At 71.2% G+C, this 24,575-nt stretch carries 21 protein-coding genes and 3 tRNA genes; 13 read left to right on the top strand and 11 right to left on the bottom strand.

Features of this window, described 5'->3' with window-relative positions; all coding sequences use genetic code 11:
- Positions 1 to 131 precede the first annotated feature (131 nt).
- The 4 genes from ACFWBD_RS26640 to ACFWBD_RS26625 all read left to right on the top strand — a co-directional run bounded on the left by ACFWBD_RS26640 (position 132) and on the right by ACFWBD_RS26625 (position 4,809).
- Positions 132 to 1,754, top strand: coding sequence for an ABC-F family ATP-binding cassette domain-containing protein (locus ACFWBD_RS26640; RefSeq protein ID WP_385671623.1), 1,623 nt, complete (start codon positions 132 to 134; stop codon positions 1,752 to 1,754).
- A gap of 157 nt (positions 1,755 to 1,911) precedes the next feature.
- On the top strand, positions 1,912 to 2,688 hold the full coding sequence (ddaH, locus tag ACFWBD_RS26635) for a dimethylargininase (protein ID WP_385671620.1): 777 nt from the start codon (positions 1,912 to 1,914) through the stop codon (positions 2,686 to 2,688).
- A 217-nt stretch (positions 2,689 to 2,905) separates the two neighbouring features.
- A complete protein-coding gene (locus ACFWBD_RS26630) occupies positions 2,906 to 3,880 on the top strand; it encodes an acyl-ACP desaturase (protein ID WP_385671617.1) in 975 nt (324 codons plus the stop codon).
- Positions 3,881 to 3,966: 86 nt separating this feature from the next.
- Positions 3,967 to 4,809: a hypothetical protein gene (locus ACFWBD_RS26625; RefSeq protein WP_385671614.1), complete on the top strand. Its 843-nt coding sequence runs from the start codon at positions 3,967 to 3,969 to the stop codon at positions 4,807 to 4,809.
- Between the two features lie 46 nt (positions 4,810 to 4,855).
- On the opposite strand, the gene ACFWBD_RS26620 is transcribed toward ACFWBD_RS26625, so the two are convergent.
- The 5 genes from ACFWBD_RS26620 to ACFWBD_RS26600 all read right to left on the bottom strand — a co-directional run bounded on the left by ACFWBD_RS26620 (position 4,856) and on the right by ACFWBD_RS26600 (position 7,199).
- Positions 4,856 to 4,931 (bottom strand) — tRNA-Trp (locus ACFWBD_RS26620).
- Positions 4,932 to 5,319: 388 nt separating this feature from the next.
- Positions 5,320 to 6,714: an SDR family NAD(P)-dependent oxidoreductase gene (locus ACFWBD_RS26615; protein ID WP_385671611.1), complete on the bottom strand. Its 1,395-nt coding sequence runs from the start codon at positions 6,712 to 6,714 to the stop codon at positions 5,320 to 5,322.
- 13 nt (positions 6,715 to 6,727) lie between these two features.
- Positions 6,728 to 6,799 (bottom strand) — tRNA-Glu (locus ACFWBD_RS26610).
- Between the two features lie 9 nt (positions 6,800 to 6,808).
- Positions 6,809 to 6,881, bottom strand: a tRNA-Gly gene (locus tag ACFWBD_RS26605).
- Between the two features lie 72 nt (positions 6,882 to 6,953).
- Positions 6,954 to 7,199 carry a WhiB family transcriptional regulator gene (locus tag ACFWBD_RS26600; RefSeq protein WP_385671733.1) on the bottom strand — a complete coding sequence of 82 codons (246 nt, stop codon included), beginning with the start codon at positions 7,197 to 7,199 and terminating at the stop codon, positions 6,954 to 6,956.
- A gap of 310 nt (positions 7,200 to 7,509) precedes the next feature.
- Between ACFWBD_RS26600 and ACFWBD_RS26595 the strand changes: the two genes are divergently transcribed.
- Positions 7,510 to 8,301 carry a VOC family protein gene (locus ACFWBD_RS26595; protein WP_385671608.1) on the top strand — a complete coding sequence of 264 codons (792 nt, stop codon included), beginning with the start codon at positions 7,510 to 7,512 and terminating at the stop codon, positions 8,299 to 8,301.
- 63 nt (positions 8,302 to 8,364) lie between these two features.
- Here ACFWBD_RS26595 and ACFWBD_RS26590 read toward each other — a convergent pair whose 3' ends face one another.
- Both ACFWBD_RS26590 and ACFWBD_RS26585 read right to left on the bottom strand, forming a co-directional pair.
- Positions 8,365 to 9,390 (bottom strand): LacI family DNA-binding transcriptional regulator, encoded by a 1,026-nt coding sequence (locus ACFWBD_RS26590; RefSeq protein WP_385671606.1) that lies wholly within the window; start codon positions 9,388 to 9,390, stop codon positions 8,365 to 8,367.
- 82 nt (positions 9,391 to 9,472) lie between these two features.
- A complete protein-coding gene (locus ACFWBD_RS26585) occupies positions 9,473 to 10,480 on the bottom strand; it encodes a multicopper oxidase domain-containing protein (protein ID WP_385671603.1) in 1,008 nt (335 codons plus the stop codon).
- Between the two features lie 199 nt (positions 10,481 to 10,679).
- Between ACFWBD_RS26585 and ACFWBD_RS26580 the strand changes: the two genes are divergently transcribed.
- Both ACFWBD_RS26580 and ACFWBD_RS26575 read left to right on the top strand, forming a co-directional pair.
- Positions 10,680 to 13,157 (top strand): ThuA domain-containing protein, encoded by a 2,478-nt coding sequence (locus ACFWBD_RS26580; protein WP_385671600.1) that lies wholly within the window; start codon positions 10,680 to 10,682, stop codon positions 13,155 to 13,157.
- 53 nt (positions 13,158 to 13,210) lie between these two features.
- Positions 13,211 to 15,358 carry an OmpL47-type beta-barrel domain-containing protein gene (locus ACFWBD_RS26575; RefSeq protein WP_385671730.1) on the top strand — a complete coding sequence of 716 codons (2,148 nt, stop codon included), beginning with the start codon at positions 13,211 to 13,213 and terminating at the stop codon, positions 15,356 to 15,358.
- A gap of 10 nt (positions 15,359 to 15,368) precedes the next feature.
- On the opposite strand, the gene ligD is transcribed toward ACFWBD_RS26575, so the two are convergent.
- Positions 15,369 to 16,406 carry a non-homologous end-joining DNA ligase gene (gene ligD, locus ACFWBD_RS26570; RefSeq protein WP_385671597.1) on the bottom strand — a complete coding sequence of 346 codons (1,038 nt, stop codon included), beginning with the start codon at positions 16,404 to 16,406 and terminating at the stop codon, positions 15,369 to 15,371.
- A gap of 95 nt (positions 16,407 to 16,501) precedes the next feature.
- Between ligD and ACFWBD_RS26565 the strand changes: the two genes are divergently transcribed.
- The gene (locus ACFWBD_RS26565) at positions 16,502 to 17,578 is read left to right on the top strand and encodes an ATP-dependent DNA ligase (protein ID WP_385671594.1); all 1,077 of its coding nucleotides are present in this window, start codon (positions 16,502 to 16,504) and stop codon (positions 17,576 to 17,578) included.
- An 18-nt stretch (positions 17,579 to 17,596) separates the two neighbouring features.
- On the opposite strand, the gene ACFWBD_RS26560 is transcribed toward ACFWBD_RS26565, so the two are convergent.
- Together ACFWBD_RS26560 and ACFWBD_RS26555 are read right to left on the bottom strand one after the other, a co-directional pair.
- Positions 17,597 to 17,812 (bottom strand): hypothetical protein, encoded by a 216-nt coding sequence (locus ACFWBD_RS26560; protein ID WP_385671591.1) that lies wholly within the window; start codon positions 17,810 to 17,812, stop codon positions 17,597 to 17,599.
- A gap of 37 nt (positions 17,813 to 17,849) precedes the next feature.
- Positions 17,850 to 19,040 (bottom strand): zinc-dependent alcohol dehydrogenase, encoded by a 1,191-nt coding sequence (locus tag ACFWBD_RS26555; RefSeq protein ID WP_385671588.1) that lies wholly within the window; start codon positions 19,038 to 19,040, stop codon positions 17,850 to 17,852.
- 381 nt (positions 19,041 to 19,421) lie between these two features.
- Here ACFWBD_RS26555 and ACFWBD_RS26550 point away from each other — a divergent pair, with 381 nt between their 5' ends.
- Positions 19,422 to 20,408 (top strand): DUF3048 domain-containing protein, encoded by a 987-nt coding sequence (locus ACFWBD_RS26550; protein ID WP_385671586.1) that lies wholly within the window; start codon positions 19,422 to 19,424, stop codon positions 20,406 to 20,408.
- A 56-nt stretch (positions 20,409 to 20,464) separates the two neighbouring features.
- Here ACFWBD_RS26550 and ACFWBD_RS26545 read toward each other — a convergent pair whose 3' ends face one another.
- Complete coding sequence (locus ACFWBD_RS26545; RefSeq protein ID WP_385671583.1) at positions 20,465 to 20,929, bottom strand: MarR family winged helix-turn-helix transcriptional regulator; 465 nt, start codon at positions 20,927 to 20,929, stop codon at positions 20,465 to 20,467.
- A gap of 212 nt (positions 20,930 to 21,141) precedes the next feature.
- Between ACFWBD_RS26545 and ACFWBD_RS26540 the strand changes: the two genes are divergently transcribed.
- From ACFWBD_RS26540 to pcaH, 4 genes are read left to right on the top strand one after another with little or no spacing between them, the layout of a single operon-like run.
- Positions 21,142 to 21,924, top strand: a complete 783-nt coding sequence (locus ACFWBD_RS26540) for a CoA transferase subunit A (protein WP_385671581.1) — start codon at positions 21,142 to 21,144, stop codon at positions 21,922 to 21,924.
- A complete protein-coding gene (locus ACFWBD_RS26535) occupies positions 21,924 to 22,571 on the top strand; it encodes a CoA transferase subunit B (protein WP_385671578.1) in 648 nt (215 codons plus the stop codon). Before ACFWBD_RS26540 ends, ACFWBD_RS26535 begins: the two co-directional genes overlap by 1 nt.
- Positions 22,568 to 23,782 (top strand): thiolase family protein, encoded by a 1,215-nt coding sequence (locus tag ACFWBD_RS26530; protein ID WP_385671575.1) that lies wholly within the window; start codon positions 22,568 to 22,570, stop codon positions 23,780 to 23,782. Before ACFWBD_RS26535 ends, ACFWBD_RS26530 begins: the two co-directional genes overlap by 4 nt.
- 17 nt (positions 23,783 to 23,799) lie before the next feature.
- Positions 23,800 to 24,573 (top strand): protocatechuate 3,4-dioxygenase subunit beta, encoded by a 774-nt coding sequence (pcaH, locus tag ACFWBD_RS26525; RefSeq protein WP_385671572.1) that lies wholly within the window; start codon positions 23,800 to 23,802, stop codon positions 24,571 to 24,573.
- Positions 24,574 to 24,575: the final 2 nt, after the last annotated feature.

Raw genomic sequence — 24,575 nt, 5'->3', positions numbered from 1 at the left:
GCCTTCGAGCCGTCCTTGCGGAGCAGGACTTCCTGCATGTCTCCGCGCTCCCCCGCTGCCGCGGTGGTCGCCGCTTTCCGGTGTCTCGACACGTGTCGCCCCTGACCGCACACGCCACCACGAGGCCCACTTTGACTCACTCCATCACCTGTACCTCCCTCGCCTTCTCCTGGCCGGACGGCACCCCCGTCTTCGACGGGCTCGACGTCGCCTTCGGCCCCGGCCGGACCGGACTCGTCGGCGTCAACGGCTCCGGCAAGTCGACCCTGCTGAAGCTGATCGCCGGGGAACTCGCCCCCGCCGACGGCACGGTGCGCCTCGCCGGCGAGGTCGGACACCTCCCGCAGAACGTCGCCCTCGACACCACGCTGAAGGTCGACGCGGCCCTCGGCATCGCCGCACAGCGGGCCGCGCTGCACGCCATCGAGGCCGGTGACGCGTCCGAGCGGCACTTCGAGACCGTCGGCGACGACTGGGACGTCGAGGAGCGCGCGCTGGCCACCCTCGGCGAGCTCGGGCTCGGCCACATCGACCTCGACCGCACCGTCGGCGGGGTGTCGGGCGGCGAGTCGGTCCTGCTGCGGCTGGCCGCGCTGCTGCTGCGCCGGCCGGACGTCCTGCTGCTGGACGAACCGACCAACAACCTCGACCTGTACGCCCGGCGGCGGCTGTACGCGGCCGTCACGTCCTGGCCGGGCGTCCTGGTCGTGGTCAGCCACGACCGGGAACTGCTCGACCTCGTCGACCGGATCGCCGACCTGCGCGCCGGGGAGGTCACCTGGTACGGCGGCAACTTCTCCGCGTACGAGGACGCCCTGGCCACCGAGCAGGAGGCCGCCGAGCGCATGGTGCGCGTCGCGGAGGCCGACCTGAAGAAACAGAAACGCGAACTGGTCGACGCCCAGGTCAAGCTGGCCCGCCGCAAGCGGTACGGGCAGAAGATGTGGGAGAGCAAGCGCGAGCCGAAGATCGTCATGGGGGCGCGCAAGCGCGCGGCGCAGGAGTCGGCGGGCAAGCACCGGATCATGCACGAGGAGAAGCTCGCCGAGGCCAGGGACCGGCTCGACGACGCGGTGGAGGCCGTACGCGACGACGACGAGATCCGCGTCGACCTGCCGTACACGGCCGTACCGCCGGGGCGGGAGGTCCTGCTGCTCCAGGACCTCCGGCTCGCGTACGGCGCGCGCGTGGACGGCGGTCTCGACCTGCGCGGTCCCGAGCGGGTCGCGCTGGTCGGGCGCAACGGCGCGGGCAAGACGACGCTGCTGCGCACCATCGCCGGGGAGCTGGCGCCCGAGGCGGGCGAGGCGCACGCGTACGTGCCGCTGCGTTTCCTGCCCCAGCGCCTCGACATCCTCGACGGCGAGCTCACGGTCGCCGAGAACGTGGCCCGGTTCGCGCCCGGCGCCACCAACAACCGGATCCGGGCCCGGCTGGCCCGCTTCCTGTTCCGGGGCGCCCGCGCCGACCAGAAGGCGGCGACCCTGTCCGGCGGGGAGCGCTTCCGGGCGAGCCTGGCGGCGCTGATGCTGGCCGAGCCGGCGCCCCAGCTGCTCATGCTGGACGAGCCGACCAACAACCTCGACATGGCGAGCGTGCGCCAGCTCACCACCGCCCTTGAGTCCTACGAGGGCGCGCTGATCGTGGCCGGCCACGACCTGCCGTTCCTGGAGTCCATCGGCATCACACGGTGGCTCCTGCTGGACGGGGAGCTGCGGGAGACGACGGCGGCGGAGATGGCGGATCCGGCCTAGCGCCGCCGCCCGTCGCATGACCTCACGAGGGGCACATGGTCTCAGGAGGGGCACATTGTTACCGCGGGGTTTTGCCCTGGTGGCCCCGCCCTGCATGATGGCTGACCGGCGCCGCGTCCGAGGCGCCGGTTGTGCCACCCGATTCGGAGACCTGGACGTGCCCAGCAAGAAGGCCCTCATCCGCCGCCCCAGCCCGCGCCTCGCCGAAGGCCTGGTGACGCACGTCGAGCGGGAGAAGGTCGACGTGGAGCTCGCCCTGGAGCAGTGGGAGGCGTACGCCGAGGCCCTGCGGGCGCACGGCTGGGAGACCGTCGAGGTCGACCCGGCCGACGACTGCCCGGACTCCGTGTTCGTCGAGGACACGGTGGTGATGTACAAGAACGTCGCCCTGATCGCGCGCTCCGGCGCCGAGTCCCGGCGCGCCGAGACCCTCGGCGTCGAGGAGGCCGTGGCCCGTCTGGGCTGCTCCGTGAACTGGGTCTGGGAGCCGGGCACGCTGGACGGCGGTGACGTGCTCAAGGTCGGCGACACGATCTACGTCGGCCGGGGCGGCCGTACCGACGCGGCCGGCGTGCAGCAGGTGCGCGCCGCCTTCGAACCGCTCGGGGCGCGGGTGGTGGCCGTACCGGTGAGCAAGGTGCTGCACCTGAAGTCGGCGGTCACGGCGCTGCCCGACGGCACGGTGATCGGCCACATCCCCAAGGTGGACCGGCCGTCGCTGTTCCCGCGCTTCCTGTCGGTGCCCGAGGAGGCCGGCTCGCACGTGGTGCTGCTCGGCGGTCCGCACGTACTCATCTCGGCCGCCGCGCCGAAGACGGCGGACCTGCTCGCCGATCTCGGTCACGAGCCCGTCGTCGTCGACATCGGCGAGTTCGAGAAACTCGAAGGATGTGTGACATGCCTCTCGGTGCGTTTGCGTGATCTGTACGCCTGACCGGGTGATCGAATCACCTGTTCGGCCCTGGGACCTGCGGTCCCCGGGGCTGTTTGACATGCCCCGAATCACCTGGCGCAACCCGGCTGATCAGCGATCTTTACGCCGCTCTTAACCTACGGTTTCGTAACCTACGGATACGTAGCCTACGATTCCGTAAGTTCCGGCTTCGCTCGCCGGAGTGTTCCACTCCGCTTCACGTCCCCCTGGAGTTCTCGTGACGATCACCTCCCCTCACCTCGGTAGCCCCGCCGTCTGGACCGACGCCAAGCTGCTGCACGCGTTGGAGGAAGTGGTCGAGACGGAACTCAACCGGCATCTGAAGGTCACCAAGGACTGGATGCCCCACGAGTACGTCCCGTGGAGCGACGGCCGCAACTTCCCCGGCTTCTTCGAGGACGGCCAGGCCTGGGACAAGGAGCAGTCCAAGGTCACCGAGATCGGCCGGATCGCTCTCGTCGTGAACCTGCTCACCGAGGACAACCTCCCCAGCTACCACCACGAGATCGCCTCGCTCTTCGGCCGGGACGGCGCCTGGGGTACCTGGGTGCACCGCTGGACGGCCGAGGAGGGCCGCCACGGCATCGTGATGCGCGACTACCTGCTCGCCTCGCGCGCGGTGGACCCGGACAAGCTGGAAGCCTTCCGCATGCAGCACATGAGCGAGGGCTTCGAGTCGGACAACCGGCACTCGATGCTCCACTCGGTCGCCTACGTCGCCTTCCAGGAGCTGGCCACCCGCGTCTCGCACCGCAACACCGGTCACCAGTCCGGGGACCCGGTCTGCGATCGCATGCTGGCGCGCATCGCGACCGACGAGAACCTGCACATGGTCTTCTACCGCAACCTGTTGAAGGCCGCCTTCGAGCTCGCTCCCGACCTCACCATGCAGGCCGTGCGCGACGTCCTCGTCAACTTCCGCATGCCCGGTCACGGTATGCCCGGCTTCGAGCGGTTCGCCGCGCAGATGGCGATCGGCGAGGTCTACAACCTGCGCATCCACCACGACGACGTCATCCAGCCCGTGCTGCGCTTCCTGAAGGTCATGGAGGTCGACGGCCTCGGCCCCGAGGGCCAGAAGGCGCAGGAGGAGATCGGCCTGTACATGGGCGGCCTGGACAGTGAGGCGTCCAAGTTCGACGAGAAGCTGGCGACGCGCAAGGCCCGGATGGCGGCGCGGGCGGCCGGCTGACCCGCCCCCACCCATCGCTTCGACGGCCCGCACGGGGAACCGAATTCCCGGTGCGGGCCGTTCGCGACCTGCGGCATCATGCCGCCATGGGTGACAGAGAAACGGTCCAGCAGGCGGTCGGCTTCCTGCTGGGCCTGACCGCCGAGGACACCGCCGACGGGATTCGGGCGCGGATCGGTCTGCCCCCGGCCGCCACCGAGAACGCGGCCGCGATCCAGCGCAGGCTGAACCGCGCGTGGACCTGGCCCGCCGCGCCCGCCTCGGTGGTGCTGTGGGTCCTGGAGCAGGACGACCCCGCGCTGAACGCCGTCGTGTGGCGCTTCGTCGGCAACGACCTCGGTCTGCGCCGGGCCCTCGCCCGCGGGGTGCCGTTCGGCCCCGGGCGCACGAAGCCCCTGGCGGTGCGCTCCACACACGAGCGGCAGGAACCCGACATCCCGGAGAGCTACGTCCGGCACGGCCTCGTCGGCGCCCTGCGCAAGGCGCACTCCATGCCCTCCGCCCGCGCCGCCGCGTCCATGGTGCTGACCCGGGACGACTGGGAGACGGTCCGCGCGGCCCACGACGAGCTTCCGCTGCCCGGTTACCCGCGCTGGGCGCTGTCGGTGCGCCCGGACTGCCCGCCCGCGCTGCGCGCCGGGTTCGGCTCGCACCCCAAGTTCACGCACCGGCTGCGGCAGGCGGGTGTTTTCGACGGCCCGGCCCGGTACGCGACGGCCCACGGTCCGGCCGCCAGGGTCCTGGAGGTGCTGTCCCTGGGCCATCTCATGTTCCCGGCCCGGGTCCGCGAGGCCGAGGACGCCCTGCGCCCGCTCGTGCGGGACCACTTGGGCAGCCGCGAGGAGGCCTGGGCGGTGCTGGCGCGGCTCATCGACACGTTCCACGGGACGGTGCCGGAGCTCGTCGTGACGGCGGGCGCCATCGCCTGAGGCGCCGGGCGTCCGAGGGGCGGGCGAAGGGGGGCGGGCGAAGGGGGGCGGGGCGGCTGGATTCGAACCAGCGTGATCCAGTTTTGGAGACCGGTGCGGCTGCCTCTGCGCTACGACCCCGCCCTTACCCCAGAGCGTAATGCCTTGGCCCGATGTCAGTGGGGCCTGCTACCAATGAGGCACTGGGGGAAGCGCGGCAAAAAAGGGCACGGGGGCTCGACATGGCGTACGGGGAGCGCGGGCGGCGGCGCCCGGCGGTGGTCGACCTGGCCGACCGCAGGGCGCTGGAGGCGTACCGGCCGGCAGCGCCCGACACGGTCGCCGAGGCACGCCGCGGGGGCGTCCGAACAGCAGCAGAAGTTCTGGATCGGGGTGTTCACCGGGATGCGGCGCTGAGCGCACGGGGGCGGGCGCGGACGGGCGTCACTCCTCCACGGGTTCCCCCACGGGTGCCTTCACGGATGGCTCCGGCGAACACGGCCGGCCCCGGGCCCGCCGTGTTCTCCTCGCTCACCACTGCGCCTCCCGGTAGTCCTTGAGGAACACGCCCGACACCGGCCGGCCCGCCTCGCCGCGCACGATCGGGTCGTACACGCGGGCCGCGCCGTCCACGATGTCCAGCGGGGTACGGAAACCGGCGCCCGCCATCCGGGCCTTCTTCGGCGCCGGGTTCTCGTCGGTGATCCAGCCGGTGTCGACGGCGCACATGTGCACACCCTGCTCGGCGAGCGCGGCCGCGCTGGTGCGGGTGAGCATGTTGAGCGCGGCCTTGGCCATGTTGGTGTGCGGATGCCCGGGCATCTTGTTGCGGACCGCGAACCGGCCTTCGACGGCCGTCACGTTGACCACGTACCGGCGCGGGTGCGGGGAGGCCAGCAGCAGCGGCAGCAGCCGGTCGCACAGCAGCGCGGGCGCGAGGGCGTTGACGAGCTGGGTCTCCAGGACCTCGGCCGGGTCGAGCGCGCCGAGCCGGGCCGACCAGGAGTTCTCCGGGGAGGGATCGGGCAGCAGTCCGGCCTCGTCGGCCTCCCGCAGGGCGGCGGGCAGCGCGGAGACCGAGCCGCCGAGGCCCTCCAGCATCCGCATCGGGGTGAACCCGGGCGCCCGGCGCGTCCCCTCGGGCAGCGCGTCGTGCTCTCCGGCGGCCAGCAGGGCGTAGGACTCCGGCGGGCGACGCACGGTCTGTGCCGCGTTGTTGACGAGGATGTCGAGCGGTGCGCCCTCCCTGCGCAGTTCCTCGCACAGGCCCAGCACCTGGCGCGGGTCGCGCAGATCGACGGCGACGACGGTGAGCCGGTCCAGCCACCGCGCGCTGCCGGGCTCGGCACGGAAACGGCGGACGGTGTCGTGCGGGAAACGCGAGGTGACGACGGTTTCCGCGCCGTCCCGCAGCATCATCAGCGCCAGCTGGAAGCCGATCTTCACCCGGCCGCCGGTGAGCAGGACCCGGCGCCCGCTCAGGTCGGTGCTCAGCGAGCGGCGGGCGGCGTTGTCGGCCGCGCAGGCCGGGCAGAGCCGGTGGTAGAAGGTGTCGACCTCTCGATAGGCCGACTTGCAGACGTAGCAGGTGCGCGGCCGGTGGAAACGCCCGCCGTGGCCGGCGTCCAGCAGGGGCACGTCCTCGCGCCGGTCCAGGGCGCCGGTCGCGGTCGCGGCCATCGCCGCCGCGTCGGCGGCCGCCACCTCGGCGCCCCGCTCCTTGCGCCGCCGCAGCCGTCCGTCACGCGCGAAGGACGCGGCGACCTGCTCGGCCCGCAGCCGTACGGGATCGTCGACGGGCAGCGCGCGCAGCCTGCCCACGACGTCGTGGAAGACGGCCAGTTCCGCCTCGGTGACCGGCGGGCCGAAAGCCGCCCCTGCGCTGTCCTCGCCCACCGTCGCCGCCCCGCCCCGTCCCCGCGCCATGCTCGCCGTACCGTGGTCCCGACCGGATTCGAACCGGCGTATCCACCCTGAGAAGGTGGCGAGTCTGCCTCTGCTCTACGGGACCGCGCACGCATCCGGACGACCGGATTCGAACCGGCGTGATTCGCCTGGGCAAGGCGTCGCGCCTGCCTCCGCGCTACGTCCGGACACGCTCCCGGATCCTAACCGCACCCCCGCGACGCGGTCACTCGGATTCGGGGTCACCGCGACCGCGCGGTTCAGCGTGCCGTGCGCCGGAGGCTCAGGCGCTCTTTCTCGGACATGCCGCCCCAGACGCCGAAGCGCTCGTCGTTGGCAAGGGCGTACTCGAGGCAGGCGGTACGCATCTCGCACATGCCGCAGATGCGCTTCGCCTCCCGCACCGAGCTGCCGGGCTCGGGGAAGAAGAACTCGGCCCCGGTCTGTGCGCACAGCGCCTCCCGCTGCCAGCCGAGGTCGGGTGTCGGAATCGTGTCGGTATACATGGCCAGGATCGTGCCCGGCGGCGAAAAACGTTCGATCAACGCCGGATATACGCGGCGCCCGAAGGCCCCCGGCCGCCCGATGATGCTCCTGCCGTGTACCGCCGCGCACGGCGGCGCGCGGTGCGCCCGGCACACTGCCGAAAAGCGTCGAGCGCACGCATGGCGACCTTCCATGACCATCAGTGATCATCGGTGACCTTCCGTGGCCGGGTGTGAGGTCGCGCCGGTGGTCGTGCTCCGGCAGCGTTTGTCAGTGGGCGGTGCGAGACTCGGCAGTGCACAGGACGGGACCCCTTCGAGGAGGGCAACGATGCTCACCACCCGTTTCGTCAACGGCGCTCCGAACTGGATCGATGTCGGCACGTCCGACATCGACGGCGCCACCTCCTTCTACGGCGCTCTCTTCGACTGGCGGTTCCGGTCGGCGGGACCCGACGCCGGCGGCTACGGCTTCTTCCAGCTGGACGGGAAGACCGCGGCGGGCGGCATGCGGACCCCACCCGGGCAGGGCCCGCCGTCGTGGACGGTCTACTTCCGCACGACGGACGCGCAGGCCACGGCGCGGGCCGCCGAGCAGAAACACGGCAGGGTCCTCTTCGCCCCGATGGACGTGATGGGTCAGGGCACGATGGCCGTCCTCGCCGACCAGGCGGGCGTGCCGTTCGGCCTCTGGCAGCCGGGACGGACCGTGGGCGTGGACGTGGCGAACGAACCCGGCGCGCTGTGCTGGGTCGAGCTGTACACGCCGGACGTCGCCGCGGCGGCCGCCTTCTACAACGCGACGCTCGGCCTGGAAACCTCGGCCGCCCCCTTCCCCGGCGGCACGTACACCTGCGTCAACCCGGCCGGTGCCGGGGAGGAGGCGATGTTCGGCGGGATCGTGCCGCTGGCCGACGACCCCACGGAGGCCGGGACCGGCGCGTACTGGCTGCCGTACTTCGAGGTCACCGACGCGGACGCGGTCGTGGCCAAGGCGGAGGAACTGGGCGGCACGGTGCGGATGCCCGCCACGGACGTCGAGGGCGTCGGCCGCATCGCCAAGCTCGCCGACCCCTACGGGGCACGTTTCGCCGTGATCAAGAGCGTGCCCCAGGAGATGTGAGGCGGTACGGGAGCACGGGGGCGGACGGGGCGGGGCCGGGGGCGAGCGGGGCGGCGGCCCCGCTCAGGCCGAAGCGCGGCGCACCAGAGTGGTGGGCAGGACCACCCCGCCCGGTTCGTCGTCGGCGACGCGTCGGTCGAGTCGGCGCAGCAGGAGGCGGGCCATGATCCGGCCCATCTCCTCGATGTCCTGACGGACCGTCGTCAGCGGCGGGTCGCTCTGTTCGGCGACGGGCAGCATGTCGTCGAAGCCGACCACGGCGACGTCCTCGGGCACCCGCCGCCCGCGCTCGCGCAGGACACGCAGGGCGCCCGAGGCGGCGAGGTCGTTGGCGGCGAACACGGCGTCCAGGTCGGGGCAGTGGTCGAGGAGTTCCCGCATGGCCCGCTCGGCGCCGCCGGGGGTGAAGTCGCTCTCGACGACGAGCCGCGGGTCGTGCTCACCCATGACCTCCCGGTATCCGTCGAGCCGGTCCGCCGCGGAGGTCTGGTCGAGGGGGCCGGTGATGTGCGCGATGCGGGTGCGGCCGAGCCCTGCCAGCAGGCGTACGGCCTCGCGGGCGCCACCCCGGTTGTCGCTGTCGACGTAGACCACGTCCCGTGTGCCGTCGCTCCAGCCGGGACGGCCGCCGAACACGGTCGGGACGCCGGCGCCGTGGATCAGACCGGGAAGCGGGTCGTCGAGGTGCAACGAGAAGACCAGGGCCCCGTCGACATGGCCGCTGGCGAGATAGCGGGCGACGCGGGCGTGGTCGTCGCGGCCCTCGGTGAGCAGCAGTACCAACTGGTTGTCGTGGGCCGTCAGTTCCTTGCTGATACCGCGGAGCTGGAGTGCGAAGAAGGGGTCGGCGAAGACCCGGGTCTCCGGTTCGGCGATGACCACGGCGACCGCGTCGTGCCGCTTCGTCACCAGGCTGCGCGCCGCCTGGTTGGGGACGTAGCCGAGCTCCTCCACGGCGCGCCGGACCCGCTCGACGAGCGGCTCACGGACGCCGTCGCCGCCGTTGACGACGCGCGACACGGTCGCCCGGGAGACCCCGGCCCGCGCGGCCACGGCCTCCAGCGTGGGGCGCGACGCTGTCTCGGTCACTTCGGGGCTCCTCCTGGCCGGGTGCGGCTCAGGATAACTCCGGGGGACGGCCGGGGTGAGAGCGCTCTCCGGCCTCCCTCCCTCAGTGCTCGTGCGTGGCGCCGGTCCCGTCCGGCTCTTGAGACTCATGCGACTCGTGTGGCTCATGCGGTTCGTATCCCGGGATCGAGCCGTCGGGCTTCTTCACCAGGAACAGTCCGACCATCCCCATGTCGGAGTGGCTCTGCACATGGCAGTGGTACATCCACGCGCCGGCGCCCACCCCCTCCCCCGCGACCACCTGGAAGCCGAAGGAGTCGGCCGGGCCCACGATCTTGTTGTCGACGACCCGGCTCGGGTCGTCGGGGCCGGTGAGCAGGCCGGTGCGGTTGTCGGCCCAGCGATGACCGTGCATATGGAAGGTGTGGTAGTACTCGCCGTGCGTGATCATCACGAACTCGACGCGATCACCCACCGTCGCCTCGAAGTCGGGGCCCTGGTGACCCGGGTGGGCGGGCCTGTTGTTGATGGTCATGTCGTTGAAGACGATCGTGTGGGTGGCGTCGGGCAGGATGTCACCCTTGCGCCGGACGATCACCGGTCCGTACAGGCCCTTGCGGATGCCACCGGTGCCGTGTTCGGTTCCGACCACGTGGTCGTGGTAGTGCCAGTAGCCCGCACTGCCCGCACGCCAGGTGCCGTCGACGCGGCGACCCGGGGCGTGGGTGCGCCAGGTGTAGGTGCGCGTGCCGCCCGGCTCGACGTCGCTCCTGTTCAACTTCGTTCCGTCGCTGGAGACTTCGTAGTCCAGGCCGTGGACGTGCAGACTCGCGGCCACCTCCAGGGTGTTCTCCACCTCGATGTGGACGGTGTCGCCCTCGTTGAGTTCGATCAGCGGCCCCGGGACGGTCGCCTTCCCCTTCTCGAAGCCGTAGCCGAGTTGTCCGTCGGCGAGCTTCTCCGCGTACAGCTTGAGGTGTCTGACCGCTCCCCCCGCCGGCGCGGTCTTCGCCGGTCCGTCGGCGCTCACCGCCCTCGGACCGAAGGACAACGATGTCACGGCGGCGGCGCCGCCCAGCAGCACCCGGCGGTTGAACCCGCGTCTGTCCATGCCGAACTCCCCACCCTGGTACGGGACTTGCGACGAAGAAGAAGGCGAGCCTGTGATGAACCTGTGCGACGGTACCGGCCGTTCCGCGGTTTCTCCACACCCAGGACAAAGTTCATGCCATTGCGGTCATAGCTATTGGCGAGTCATGCACATGGGGTCTAGCTTCCTTGGCGCTGTCGCTGTGACCGAGGAGGTGCCCATGCACTTACGAGGGTTGAGTACGAGAAGACGAGTCCGGGTGACCGCTGTGGCGTGCGCAACGCTCGTCGCCGGCCCGCTGTCCGCACCGGCCGCGGATGCGCGCCCGGCCCCGGAGCCACCCCTGACAACGATGTCCATCACGTCGCCGCCGGGCGGCGCCCATGTACGGGTGCTGATCTTCCACGGGTCGGCCGCGGCCGGGGACGAGTCGCCGGTCGTCGACGCCGGCATCGAGGCCATCGAGCGGATCGGCCTTTCCGGGCCGGTGGACCAGCGCTTCGAGGTCGAGGCCACGGACGACGCCTCCGTCTTCACCAGCGAGACGAGGCTCGGAAGTTACAACGCGGTCGTGTTCCTGACCGGGGGCGGTGACGTCCTCGACCCGGAGCAGGAGGCGGGCCTTGAGGCCTATATGGAGGCCGGCGGCGGATTCGTCGGCGTCCACGACGCGGCCCGCGCGGAGCCGTACTCGGACTGGTTCACCGGCCTGATCGGCGCCCGTCCCGCCGCGACGAGCCCGACGGCCGTACAGCGGGCCACCGTCGAGGTCGGCGACCGGCGGCATCCGGCCACCGGAACGCTGCCCCTCGAGTGGAAACGCCCGGACCAGTGGCCGAACTGGGTGAAGAACCCGTCCGGCGAGGTGCACACCGTCGCCCGGGTGCGCGAGTCGACGTACCGGCCGGGGGCGAGCGCCAACGGCGCCGACCATCCGGTGAGCTGGTGCCGCGACTACGACGGAGGCCGTTCCTTCTACACCGGCATGGGCGGCACGGTCTCGTCGTGGGACGAGACGGACTTCCGTACGCATCTGCGCGGCGCCCTGCTCTGGACGTCCCGGCTGGTGCAGGCCGACTGCAAGGCGACCATCACCGGGAACTACAAGGCCGAGCGGCTGACCCCGGCCAACCAGCCGGGCCAGAACGACCAGATCGGCGAGCCGCACGGCCTGGTCACCGCGCCCGACGGCCGCGTTCTCTACATCGGGCGGGGCGGCGCCGACCCCTCCCGGCCGGTGATCACCGACTGGAACAACCCGGACGTGGGCAAGGGCAAGGGACAGATCCACGTCTACGACCCGGCCACCAAGAACGTCACTCTGGCCGGTGAGTTGACGGTCTTCGGCAACAAGGGCGGCGGCGACGAGCTCGTCAAGGTCGAGGAAGGCCTCCTCGGTGTCGAGCTGGACCCCCGCTTCCAGCAGAACGGCTGGGTGTACCTGCACTACACGCCCCACTCGGGCGTCAACCGAGACACCCGGACGGCCGAGCGGCGGGTCTCCCGCTTCACGCTCGACCTCGCCACGAACCGGCTCGACCTCGGCAGCGAGAAGGTACTGCTCAAGTGGCCCGTGCAGGTGCACAGTTGCTGCCACGCCGGGGGCGGGCTGGCCTGGGACTCGAAGGGCGACCTGTACATCGCCACCGGCGACAACAACTCCAGCGGCTTCAGCGGCGGTTACTCCGGCAACAACCCGCAGCCGAACTTCAAGGGCGTCTCCTTCGCCGACGCGCGCCGCACGGCCGGAAACACCCACAACCTCAACGGCAAGATCCTGCGCATCCATCCGGAGCCGGACGGAACGTACACGCTTCCGCCGGGGAACCTGTTCACGGGCCGGGAGGCCGACGAGGGCGGCGGCAAGACCCGCGGCGAGATCTATGTGATGGGCGTCCGCAACCCCGCGCGCATCTTCGTCGACCGGACCACCGACATTCTGTACGCGGGCTGGGTCGGCCCGGACGCGGGCGAGCCGTCGCCCACCTGGGGTCCGGCGAAGTACGACACGTTCGCCGTCATCACCCAAGCGGGCAACCGGGGCTGGCCGTACTGCATGGGCAACAAGCAGCCCTACCGGGACCGGAACCTGCCGGATCCGTCGCAGCCGCTCGGCTGGTACGACTGCGACCACCCGAAGAACGAGTCGCCCAACAACGACGGCCTGGTCAACCTGCCGCCGGTCACCGGCAACAACATCTGGTACTCGCCCCAGGGCGGCGCACCCGACTACCCGCGCGACGCGGGCGGCGTGCCCTCCTACCAGAAGGACCAGGCGACGTACCGGCTGCCGTGGCTCAAGGGCGGCGGCCAGGCGGCCATGAACGGGCCGGTCTACCGCTACGACACCGTCGGCGCGAGCGCGGTCAGGTGGCCCGCGTACTGGGACGGCAAGTGGTTCGTCGGCGACTTCTACGACGCCGATCAGCCGCGCAACGCGGTGGTCATGGACCCGAGAACCCAAGGGTCGGGCGGCCTGCCGGTCCACTCGGAGTCGCTGAAGAAGATCGTGCCCGTCGGCAACGACGGCATCAGGAACCTCATGGACTGGAAGTTCGGACCGGACGGCGCCCTGTACGTCCTCGACTACGGCCGCGGCTTCTTCACCTCGGACGCCAAGTCGGCGCTGTGGAGGGTCACTTACCAGGGCGGCGGCCCGACACCGGCCGCCGACCGGCTGGCGAGGGGGGATCGGTGATACGGCGAACACGGCAACGAAGGATCTGGACGGCCCTGTTGGCCGCCGTGCTGATGATGCTCGGGCTCCAGGCGGCGCCCACCGCGGCACAGTCCGAGCCGGCGGCCGCGGAGGCCCAGGTGCTCACCTGGACCGCCGGCGACGACATCACCACGTACGGCTCGGCGCCGACGGCGGCGGTGGCGGGCCGGGCGACGATCGTCTTCGAGAACAGCGCGGCGACCGGCAACACCATGGGCATGCCGCACACGTTGACGTTCGCGACCAGCGACCCCGAGTTCAACGACGACGTCACGCTGAACATCCTGGCCAACCCGAACGACGACACGGGCGGCCGGCACACGGCCGAGGTCACCCTGACCCCGGGCCGCTACTTCTACCACTGCACGATCCCCGGCCACGGCCAGATGCAGGGCATCCTCGTGGTGACCGAGAGCGGCGGCGAGGACACGTCACCGCCCGAGACGGCGGCGCAGGTCACCGGCGCGCAGAACGCGCAGGGCGAGTACGTCGGATCGGCGAGTGTCACGATCGGGGCGACCGACGACGGCGGCTCGGGGGTCGACCGCATCCAGTACGCGGTCGGCGCTGCGGGCGACTGGATCCCGTACACCGCACCGGTCGTCGTCGACCAGGTCGGCACCCACCAGATCCGCTACCGGGCGTTCGACAAGGCCGGCAACGTCTCCGCGGAGAAGACCGCCGCGTTCACGGTCGTCGCCCCGCCCTCCGACGACACGACACCCCCGGACACCTCGGGGACGGTGAGCGGCGAACGGAATCCCGACGGCACGTACATCGACATGGCGACGGTCACCGTGTCGGCCTCCGACACCGGATCCGGGGTGAACACCGTCGAGTACGCCGTCGGCTCCGGGGCCTGGCAGCCGTACACCGCGCCCGTGATGGTGCACCAGGTCGGCGCCCACACCGTGCGGTACCGGGCCACCGACAAGGCGGGCAACGTGTCCGCCGAGAAGAGCGTCCTGTTCACCGTGGTCGCGGCGACCCCGCAGGACACCACACCACCGGTGACCGGCGTGAGCGCCGAGGGCACGAAGAACTCCGGCGGGGCCTATGTCGGCAATGCCAGGGTGACCGTGAGCGCGACGGACGAGCACGGTTCGGGTGTCGACCGGATCGAGTACTCACTCGACGGTGGACCGTACATCGCATACACCATCTCGGTGGTGGTCGACCGGGCAGGCCCGCACACCCTCGCCTACCGCGCCACCGACAAGGCCGGCAACACCTCCACCGCGCGCACGGTGACCTTCACCGTGGTGTCGAGCCAGGTTCCGGCCCCCAACTGCCCCGAGTACGACGAGAGGTTGACGGTGATCGTCGGGACGGTCGACTCCGGGGTGCCGAACCGGCTGACCGACAAGCGGTGCCGGATCAACGAGTTGATCGAGGACGAGAGGGAGTGGACGTCCCAAGCGCTGTTCCTCAAGCACGTCACGACCGTCCTCGACGAGTTGTCCGGCGCGGGGGTCGTGGACCAGCGCGAGTGCGACGCCGTCCAGGAGGCCGCCCGCCGCTCCGGGATCGGCAAGCCCGGCCAGACAGAGGGCTACCGCACGATCCTCGACGGCAGCGCGGCCTCGTTCGCCAAGTGGCAGCAGGTGGGCGGCGGATCGTTCGCGCAGAACCCCGACGGGTCCATCACCAGCGGGACCACCCGACAGGGCCTGGGCATGCTGTGGTTCCCCGAGCGCAAGTACGGCGACTTCTCGCTGAAGCTCCAGTGGCGCGACGACGCGCCGGGCACGGGCAACGCCAACTCCGGTGTGTTCGTGCGCTTCCCGTGGGTCCATGACCATGCCGAGGAGTCGCGACCGGAGTGGGTCGCCATCAAGTACGGGCACGAGGTGCAGGTACTGGACCGGCCGGACGGGGACATGTACAAGACCGGGTCGGTGTACGGCTTCGACCGGGTGGGACTCGCCGGCGCCGGCGTCACCCAGAAGGGGACCTGGAACGACTACGAGATCCGGGTGGTCGACCAGCACTACTCGGTCTACCGCAACGGTGTGCTGATCAACGAGTTCGACAACACCGGCGGCCAGGAGTTCGCCCCGCCGCGCGCGGACGACCCGGGCACGGACGGACGGCGTTTCGCCTCCGGTTACCTCGGGCTCCAGGTGCACGGTACGACGGACGTCGTCTCGTACCGGGACATCCGCATCAAGGAACTCTGAGAGGAGTGGTCTAGGACGCCCCGGGTCCGCCCGGGGCGTCCTCGTGCCGGGCCCGGCTCGGCTGCACCCGCTTCGGCTCCCCGGGCATCTTCGGGTACTCCGGCGGATACGGCAGGTCGCCCAGGCCGTGGTCGTGTTCGTCGCGGCGGGCGAGTTCGAGGAGGGGCTCCAGGGAGAACGCGTGGTCGTCCATGTCGGCGTGCACATCGCCGAGTTCGGCGTACCGGGCCGGCATGGTCGCGAGGTCGAAGTCGCTCGGGTGGGCGTCGTCGACCTCCTCCCAGCGCAGCGGCGCCGAGACGGGCGCGTGCGGGCGGGGCCGTACGGAGTAGGCGGAGGCGATGGTCCGGTCGCGGGCGGTCTGGTTGTAGTCGAGGAAGATGCGCTCGCCCCGCTCCTCCTTCCACCACTTGATCGTCACCCGCTCCGGCAGTCGCCGTTCCATCTCCCGGCCGACGGCGATGGCGGCGCGCCGGACCTGGGTGAAGGTCCAGCGGGGTTCGATCGGCACGAAGACGTGCAGACCACGGCCGCCGGAGGTCTTGGGCCACCCGCGCAGACCGCCGAACTCCTCGAGAACGGAGCGCAGTTCGTGGGCGGCGTGGACCGCGTCGTCGTAGTCGGTGCCGGGCTGCGGGTCGAGGTCGATGCGCAGTTCGTCGGGTCGGTCGACGTCGTCGCGGCGCACGGGCCAGGGGTGGAAGGTGAGGGTGCCGTACTGGGCGGCCCACAGGACGGCGGCCTCCTCGGTCGGGCACATCTCGTCGGCGCTGCGTCCGCTGGGGAAGGTGATGTGGGCGGTCGGGATCCAGTCGGGCATGCTCTTCGGCGCCCGCTTCTGGAAGAAGGACTCGCCGGCGACGCCGTCCGGGTAGCGCTCCAGTGTGGTGGGGCGGTTGCGCAGGGCGCGCAGGATGCCGGGGGCGACCGCCTGGTAGTAGCGGGCCAGGTCCAGCTTGGTGAAGCCACGCTCCGGGAAGAAGACCTTGTCGGGGCTGGACAGCCGTACCATCCGGCCGGCCACTTCCAGTTCCACCGCATCGCCCATGCGAGCCACGGTAGACACACCTCCGACACCTCGCATCAGCTCGCGGCCCGCTCGCACACCGGGCGGTCCCCGGGATCCTCGCGCAGAATCGGAGCATGGATCTGCCGGTGATGCCGCCCGTGAAGCCGATGCTCGCCAAGTCGGTGCCGGCGATTCCGCCGGGCATGCAGTACGAGGCGAAGTGGGACGGTTTCCGGGCGATCGTGTTTCGCGACGGTGCCGAGATCGAACTGGGCAGCCGCACCGGAAAGCCGTTGACCAGGTATTTTCCGGAGCTGGTGGAGGCATTGCGGGAGCGGGTGCCGCAGCGGTGTGTGCTGGACGGGGAGATCGTGATCGCCCGGGAGGGGCGGCTCGACTTCGACGCCCTCACGGAGCGCATCCACCCGGCGGACTCCAGGGTGCGCACACTCGCCGAACGGACCCCGGCGTCGTTCGTCGCCTTCGACCTGCTGGCGCTCGCCGACCGGTCACTTCTGGCCATGCCGCTGAGCGGCCGGCGCGAGCTGCTCACCGAAGCGCTCGCCGGGGTGTCGGCGCCCGTGCACGTGGCGCCGGCGACGACCGACGCCGAGGTGGCGCGGCAGTGGTTCGAGGAGTACGAGGGCGCGGGCCTGGACGGGGTGATCGCCAAGCCGCTCACCCTGCTCTACCGCCAGGGCGAGCGCGCCATGTTCAAGATCAAGCACGAGCGCACCGCGGACGTCGTCGTCGCCGGATACCGCTTCCACAAGAGCGGACCGGTGGTCGGCTCGCTGCTGCTGGGTCTGTACGACGACCGGGGCGTCCTCCAGCATGTCGGCGTGTCGGCCGCCTTTGCCATGAAACGCCGGGCTGAGCTGATCGAGGAGCTGGAGCCGCTGCGCATGGAGGACGCGGCGGGCCATCCGTGGGCGGCCTGGTCGCAGGAGGCCGCGCACGAGACGGCCCGGCTGCCCGGGGCGCCGAGCCGCTGGTCGGGCAAGAAGGACCTGTCCTGGGTGCCGTTGCGGCCCGAGCGGGTGGTCGAGGTGGCCTACGACCACATGGAGAACGGGGCGCGCTTCCGGCACACCGCCCGCTTCCGCCGCTGGCGTCCCGACCGCACCCCGGACGGCTGCACGTACGCGCAACTGGAGGAACCGGTGCGCTACGACCTGTCGGAGATCCTCGGGGCGCCGCCCGCGACGTGATCCACAAGCGGTTGCGCATCAGTCGTGCTCCACAACTGGTGTCGAGCGCAGAACCTCAACGGCAATCGGTTCCCCACCGGTTTCAGGCGCAACCTGATTCGCAACCGGTTTCGCGCTCGCCTTCGTTTCGCAACCGGTTTCGCGCTCGTCTTGATTCACAACCGGTTCCCCGATCGCCTTCGTTTCGCAACCGGCTTCGCCCTCGTCTTGCTTCGCAACCGGTTTCCCGCTCACCCCGCTCACCCCGCTCACCCCTGATCCGTAACCGGTTTCACGGCGTCATCAGGACCTTCACCGCTCCGTCCTGCTTGCGCTGGAACATCTCGTACGCGTGCGGGGCGTCCGACAGCGGCACACGGTGGGTGGCGAAGTCGTCGACACCGAGCGGGTCCTCGTCGGTGAGGTACGGCAGGATGTCGTCGGTCCAGCGGCGCACGTTGGCCTGCCCCATGCGGATCTGGAGCTGCTTGTCGAACATGGTGAGCATCGGCAGCGGGTCGGCCATGCCACCGTAGACGCCGACGAGGGAGAGGGTGCCGCCGCGGCGCACCAGCTCGATGGCGGTGTGCAGGGCGGCGAGCCGGTCGATGCTGAAGCGTTCCGCGAGCGGGCCGCTCAGCTTCCGCGGCAGCATGGCGGAGGCGTTCTGGATCATGCGAGCGGCCGCGCTGCCGTGCGCCTCGGTGCCGACGGCGTCGATCACGGCGTCCGGGCCGCGGCCGTCGGTCTCGTCGCGGATCGCGGCGACGAGCTCCTTCTCGCTGTCGAAGCTGCGCAGGTCGTACGTCTCCACGCCCCGCGCCCTGGCCCGGCGCAGCCGGTCGCCGACCAGGTCCACGCCGAACACCCGGCCCGCGCCGCGCACCTGCGCCACCCGGCAGGCCATGTCGCCGATGGGGCCGAGCCCGAGCACCGCGACGGTGCCGCCCTCGGGAATGTCGGCGTAGGCGACCGCCTGCCAGGCGGTGGGCAGGACGTCGGAGAGGTACACGAACCGGTCGTCGGGCGGTCCCTGGGGCACCTTGATGGGGCCGAACTGGGCCTGCGGAACCCGCAGATACTCGGCCTGGGCGCCGGGCACCGCCCCGTACAGGCGGGTGTAGCCGAACAGGGCGGCGCCCATGCCCTCGCCGGTGACCTGGGTCGTCTCGCACTGGGTGGGCAGCGAGTTCAGGCACATCCAGCAGTTGCCGCAGGCGATCTGGAAGGGCACCACGACCCGGTCGCCGGCCTTGAGGTCGGGCACCGCGGCGCCGACCTCCTCGACGATGCCCATGGGCTCGTGGCCGAGGATGTCGCCCGGGGTCATGAACGGGGTGAGCACCTCGTACAGGTGCAGGTCGGAGCCGCACAGGCCACTGGACGTGATGCGGATGACGGCATCCGTCGGTTCCTGGATCGTCGGGTCGGGCACGGTGTCCACACGTATGTCCCGCTTGCCCTGCCAGGTCACTGCCTTCATCGCGCCGGGCTCCCTCCGCCGACCGGCCCGTCCCGGCTGGTCCGGGGGTACCGGGTGCTGGCTGCGGCCCGGGTACCCGACCGCCCGGCCCCGAACCGCGACACCCACCGCTCATGGCCCGCAGCCCTCACCGTCCTCACCGCTGCACAGCCGACACAGCTCGCACAGCCGACACAGCCGACACAGCCCACACAGCTCGCAGAGCCCGCAGAGCCCGCAGAGCCCGCAGAGACCGCGGCCACGCACAGCCCGCAGCCACGCATAGCCACTCTCGAACGGATGAGCGCACAATCGAGACACGGAACGGGGGTGGCCATGACAGGCACGAGTGGTTCCGGACGTCCGCGAGATCCACGGCGTCCGAGACACCCGGCGCGCGCGATGCGTGCCGGACCCTCCGCGGTGGGCGCGGCGCTGCTGGCCGCCGTACTGGTGATCGTCCTCGCGGCGGGTTGCACGACGACCCGCGAGCCGTCGAGGAACGACGACGGCCGGAGCTCGTCGCAGCAGCCGAGCCCGAGCGGCAGCACCAGCCCTTCGGCCGTGGTCGGCCCCGTGCTCGCCGTGAAGATCGACAACGCTCCCGCCGCCCGGCCGCAGACCGGCCTCGACTCCGCGGACGTCGTCTACGTCGAGCAGGTCGAGGGCGGGCTGAGCCGGCTGATGGCCGTGTACGCGACCAGGATGCCGAAGGCCGTCGGTCCCGTGCGCAGCGCCCGTGAGTCCGATCTGGAGCTGCTGGGCCAGTTCGAGCGGCCGGTGCTGGCGTTCTCCGGGGCGCAGGGCAAGCTGCTGCCGCTGATCGACCGTGCGCCGCTGGACGCCGTCACGCCCGAGGACGCGGCCGGTGACGGGGCCTATTACCGGGGCGCCGACCGGGCCGTCCCGCACAACCTCTATCTGCGCCCGAGTCGCCTGCTGCCCTCCGCGCCGGGCTCCGCGGCGCTGACCACCGGGTTCCGCTACGGTGCCGCGCCCTCCGGCGGTACGGCGCAGCCCTCGCTCACCGTGCGCTACCCGGCGGCCCGCTTCGCCTTCGCCTGGTCCGCGAGCCGGGCGCGCTGGCTGGTCTCGACGGACGGCGCGCCGACGGTGACGACCGACGGGCAGCGGGTGGCCCCGGCCACGGTGGTCGTGCAGTACGTGAAGGTGCGCGCCTCGGGCTTCCACGACTTCCTCGGCAACAACACGCCGTACACCGAGACGGTCGGCTCGGGAAAGGCGCAGGTGCTGCGCGACGGACGCCGCTACGACGTGAACTGGAAGCGGCCGACGGCGACGGACGGCACGGACTTCACCACCGACGACGGCGCCCCGGTCGCCTTCGCCGAGGGCCAGGTGTGGGTGGTGTTCGCGCAGGCGCCCTGAGGTCGCGTCGGCGCCCTGAGGTCGCGGCCCGATCGCGGGCAGGAGCAGCGCCCTGTTCAGGACGGCGCGACCAGGGGCTCCCCCGGGTTGCGCAGCCCCTCCGCCGCGTCCGACACGCGCTGGATGAGCTCGAGGAACAGGGTCTGTTCCGCGGCCGTGAGCGGAGACAGGAAGACCTGGTTCATCCGGGCCGTGCGCACGGTCAGCCTGCGGTGCGTGCGCAGTCCCTCGTCGGTGAGTCCCAGCAGGAAGCGGCGCCCGTCCTGCGGGTCGCGGACCTTGTCGAGCAGATCCCGGCGGATGAGCCGGCTGATCACCTCGGCGATGGTGGAGCGGTCGAGCCCCACCCGCTCCCCCACCGTGCGCTGATCGAGGCCCGGTTCGGCGGCGAGCGCGTTGAGGACCGCGAACTGCGGCGAGGTGATCTCCTCGGAGACCATCGTGTTCCACAGCAGGTAGTGGGCCTGCTGGAGCCGCCGGGCCAGGTGCCCGGGGTGGCTGGTGAGATCCACCGCGGCCATGTGCGCTCCTCAGCGTGAGATTTCGTCGGTGCACTGAACGATACCGCGTGCGACCGGCTGAGTCTCGTGCCTGAGCGACCCGTTTCAGACCTCCGGCCTGGGGTCTTGACGGCTCCACTCTGCGGTGGCAGCGTGTGGGAAACCTCGGAGAAATAATCAGTGCCCTGATTAATTGACGGCCGGGGGCGCGTGGAAGAGATGGGGCTTCACGGATGGACAAGGTGGTCGCCACGGCCCTGGAGGCGGTGGCCGACGTGCCGGACGGCGCGTCTGTGGCAGTGGGTGGATTCGGGCTGAGCGGCGTGCCGAACGTCCTCGTCCAGGCTCTGTACGAGCGGGGCGTCGCCGGACTGTCGGTCGTCTCCAACAACTGCGGCGCGATGGAGTCGGGCCTCGCGGTGCTGCTCGCCGCCGGGCGGATCGCCCGGGTGACCGGTTCCTACATCGGCGCGAACAAGGAGTTCGCCCGCCAGTACCTGTCCGGTGAGCTCGAGGTCGAGATGATTCCGCAGGGCACGCTGGCCGAGCGGCTGCGGGCCGGCGGCGCCGGGATCCCCGCCTTCTACACCCCCGCGGGCGTGGGCACCCAGGTCGCCGACGGCGGACTGCCGTGGCGTTACGACGGCGAGGGCGGCGTCGCCCTGGCCTCGCCGCCGAAGGAGGTCCGGGAGTTCGACGGCGCGGAGTACGTGCTGGAGCACGGTATCCGCACCGACTTCGCGCTGGTCAGGGCGGCGAAGGGCGACCGGCACGGCAACCTGGTGTTCAACAGGTCGGCCCGCAACTTCAACCCGCTCTCCGCCATGGCCGGACGGATCACGATCGCCGAGGTCGAGGAGCTCGTCGAGCCCGGTGACATCGACCCGGACGCGGTCCATCTGCCGGGCATCTTCGTGCAGCGCGTGATCGCGCTGACCCCGGAGCAGGCGGCGGACAAGAGGATCGAGCAGCGGACGGTCTCCGCGCCCGCGGCAGAGGGAACGGTGAGCGAGTGATGGCCTGGACACGTGAGGAGATGGCCGCCCGCGCCGCGCGCGAGCTGCGGGACGGCCAGTACGTCAATCTCGGCATCGGACTGCCGACCCTCATCCCCAACTACCTCCCGGCGGACGTCGAGGTGGTGCTGGAGAGCGAGAACGGCATCCTGGGCACCGGCCCCTATCCCACCGAGGACGCCGTCGACCCGGACCTGATCAACGCCGGCAAGGAGACCGTGACGGTCCTGCCGGGCGCGTCCTTCTTCGACTCGGCGCTGTCCTTCGGCATGATCCGCGGCGGGCACATCGACGTCGCCGTGCTGGGGGCGATGCAGGTGTCCGAGCGCGGCGACCTGGCGAACTGGGCGATCCCCGGCAAGCTGATCACCGGGATCGGCGGGGCGATGGACCTCGTGCACGGCGCCCGTACGGTCATCGTCGTCATGACCCACACCGCCAAGGACGGCAGCCCCAAGATCCTCACGGACTGCGCGCTGCCCCTGACCGGGAAGGCCTGCGTGAACCGGATCATCACCGACCTGGGTGTCCTCGACGTCACCGAGGAGGGTCTGGTGCTGGTGCAGACCGCGCCGGGCGTCACCGCCGAGGAGATCGTGACGAAGACGGCCGCCGAGGTCCGTCTCGCCGAGGAGGTCCAGTCGTGAGCAACGGTTTCAGGAACGTTTACATCGTCGACGCGGTCCGCACCCCGATCGGCCGCTACAACGGCGCTCTGGCCTCGGTACGCCCGGACGACCTCGCCGCGCACGCCATCCGTGAACTCCTCGCCCGCACACCCGCGTTGGACCCCTCCCGCATCGAGGACGTGTACTTCGGCAACGCCAACGGGGCCGGCGAGGAGAACCGCAACGTGGGCCGCATGGGCGCCCTGCTCGCGGGCCTGCCCACCTCCGTGCCGGGGGTCACCGTCAACCGGCTGTGCGCCTCCGGTCTCGAGGCGGTCGTCCAGGCGGCCCGCGCGATCGCGGTCGGCGACGCCTCCGTCGCCGTCGCCGGCGGTGTGGAGTCGATGACCCGCGCGCCGTACGTGCTGCCCAAGTCGGACCGGGCGTTCCCCGCCGGGCACAGCGAGCTGTACTCGACGACGCTGGGCTGGCGGATGGTCAATCCGCGGATGGACCCGCAGTGGACGATCCCGCTGGGCGAGTCGGCCGAGCTGATCGCCGACAAGCACAAGATCGGCCGCGAGCAGCAGGACGAGTTCGCCCTCGCCAGCCACCGCAAGGCCGCCGCGGCCCAGGAGGCGGGCCTGTTCGACGCCGAGGTCGCGCCCGTGTCGATCCCGCGCCGCAAGGGCGACCCGGTGGTGTTCGGCGCCGACGAGTGCGTACGGGCGGACGCCTCGCTGGAGGCGATGGCGAAGCTCAGGCCGTCGTTCCGGACGGAGGAGGGGACGGTGACGGCGGGCAACGCCTCGCCGTTGAACGACGGCGCCGCGGCCCTGCTGCTGGTGGACGAGGAGGGGTTGAAGGCCACCGGACGTGAGCCGCTCGCCCGGGTCGGCGCCACCGGGGTGTCCGCGATCGACCCGCAGTACTTCGGACTGGCTCCCGTCGAGGCCGTCAACCGTGCGCTCGCCAAGGCGGGCAGAGGATTCGCCGATCTGTCGGTGCTCGAACTGAACGAGGCCTTCGCGGCCCAGGTGCTCGGCTGTGTGGCCGAGTGGCCCGAGTTCGACCCGGCGGTCCTCAACCCGCAGGGCGGCGCGATCGCCCTCGGTCATCCGCTCGGCGCCTCCGGTGCCCGTCTCGCCGGCACGGTCGCCCACCAGCTCGCCCGTCGGGGCGGCGGCGTCGGCGTCGCCACCCTCTGCATCGGCGTGGGCCAGGGCCTCGCCCTCGTCCTCGAACGATAAGAAACCCAGGAACTCCCATGACTCTCACGCAAGCCGACATCGACCAGGAGATCGCGGCCGAGCACGCCGCGTACGAGAAGCGGCTCGCCGACGGCGCGCCCGTCGAGCACCAGCCGCGCCGCGACTATGCGCCGTACCGCTCCTCCGTCCTGCGCCACCCGAAACAGCCGCCGGTCGCCATCGACGTCGCCAAGGACCCGGAGCTGGTGGAGCTGGTCTCCCCGGCCTTCGGCGAACGGGACATCACGGAGATCGACAACGACCTCACCCGGCAGCACAACGGCGAGCCGATCGGTGAGCGGATCACGGTTTCCGGCCGGTTGCTGGACCGCGACGGGCGCCCGATCCGCGGTCAGCTGGTCGAGATCTGGCAGGCCAACTCGGCGGGCCGCTACGCCCACCAGCGCGAGCAGCACGACGCCCCGCTGGACCCGAACTTCACGGGTGTCGGCCGCACGCTGTCGGACGACAGCGGTTTCTACCACTTCACCACCGTCCAGCCGGGCCCCTACCCGTGGCGTCAGCACGTCAACGCCTGGCGGCCGGCCCATATCCACTTCTCGCTCTTCGGCACGGCGTTCACCCAGCGGCTGGTGACGCAGATGTACTTCCCGAGCGACCCGCTGTTCCCGTACGACCCGATCATCCAGTCGGTGACGGACGACGCGGCCCGGCAGCGGCTGGTCGCCACCTACGACCACAGCCTGTCGGTGCCGGAGTTCTCGATGGGCTACCACTGGGACATCGTGCTCGACGGGCCGCACGCCACCTGGATCGAAGAAGGACGCTGAGC

Source organism: Streptomyces sp. NPDC060002 (assembly GCF_042737245.1).
In the GTDB taxonomy this organism is placed as follows: Bacteria; Actinomycetota; Actinomycetes; order Streptomycetales; family Streptomycetaceae; genus Streptomyces.
The sequence above is the reverse complement of the archived record's forward strand: the minus strand, read 5'-3'. Positions and strand labels throughout refer to the sequence as shown.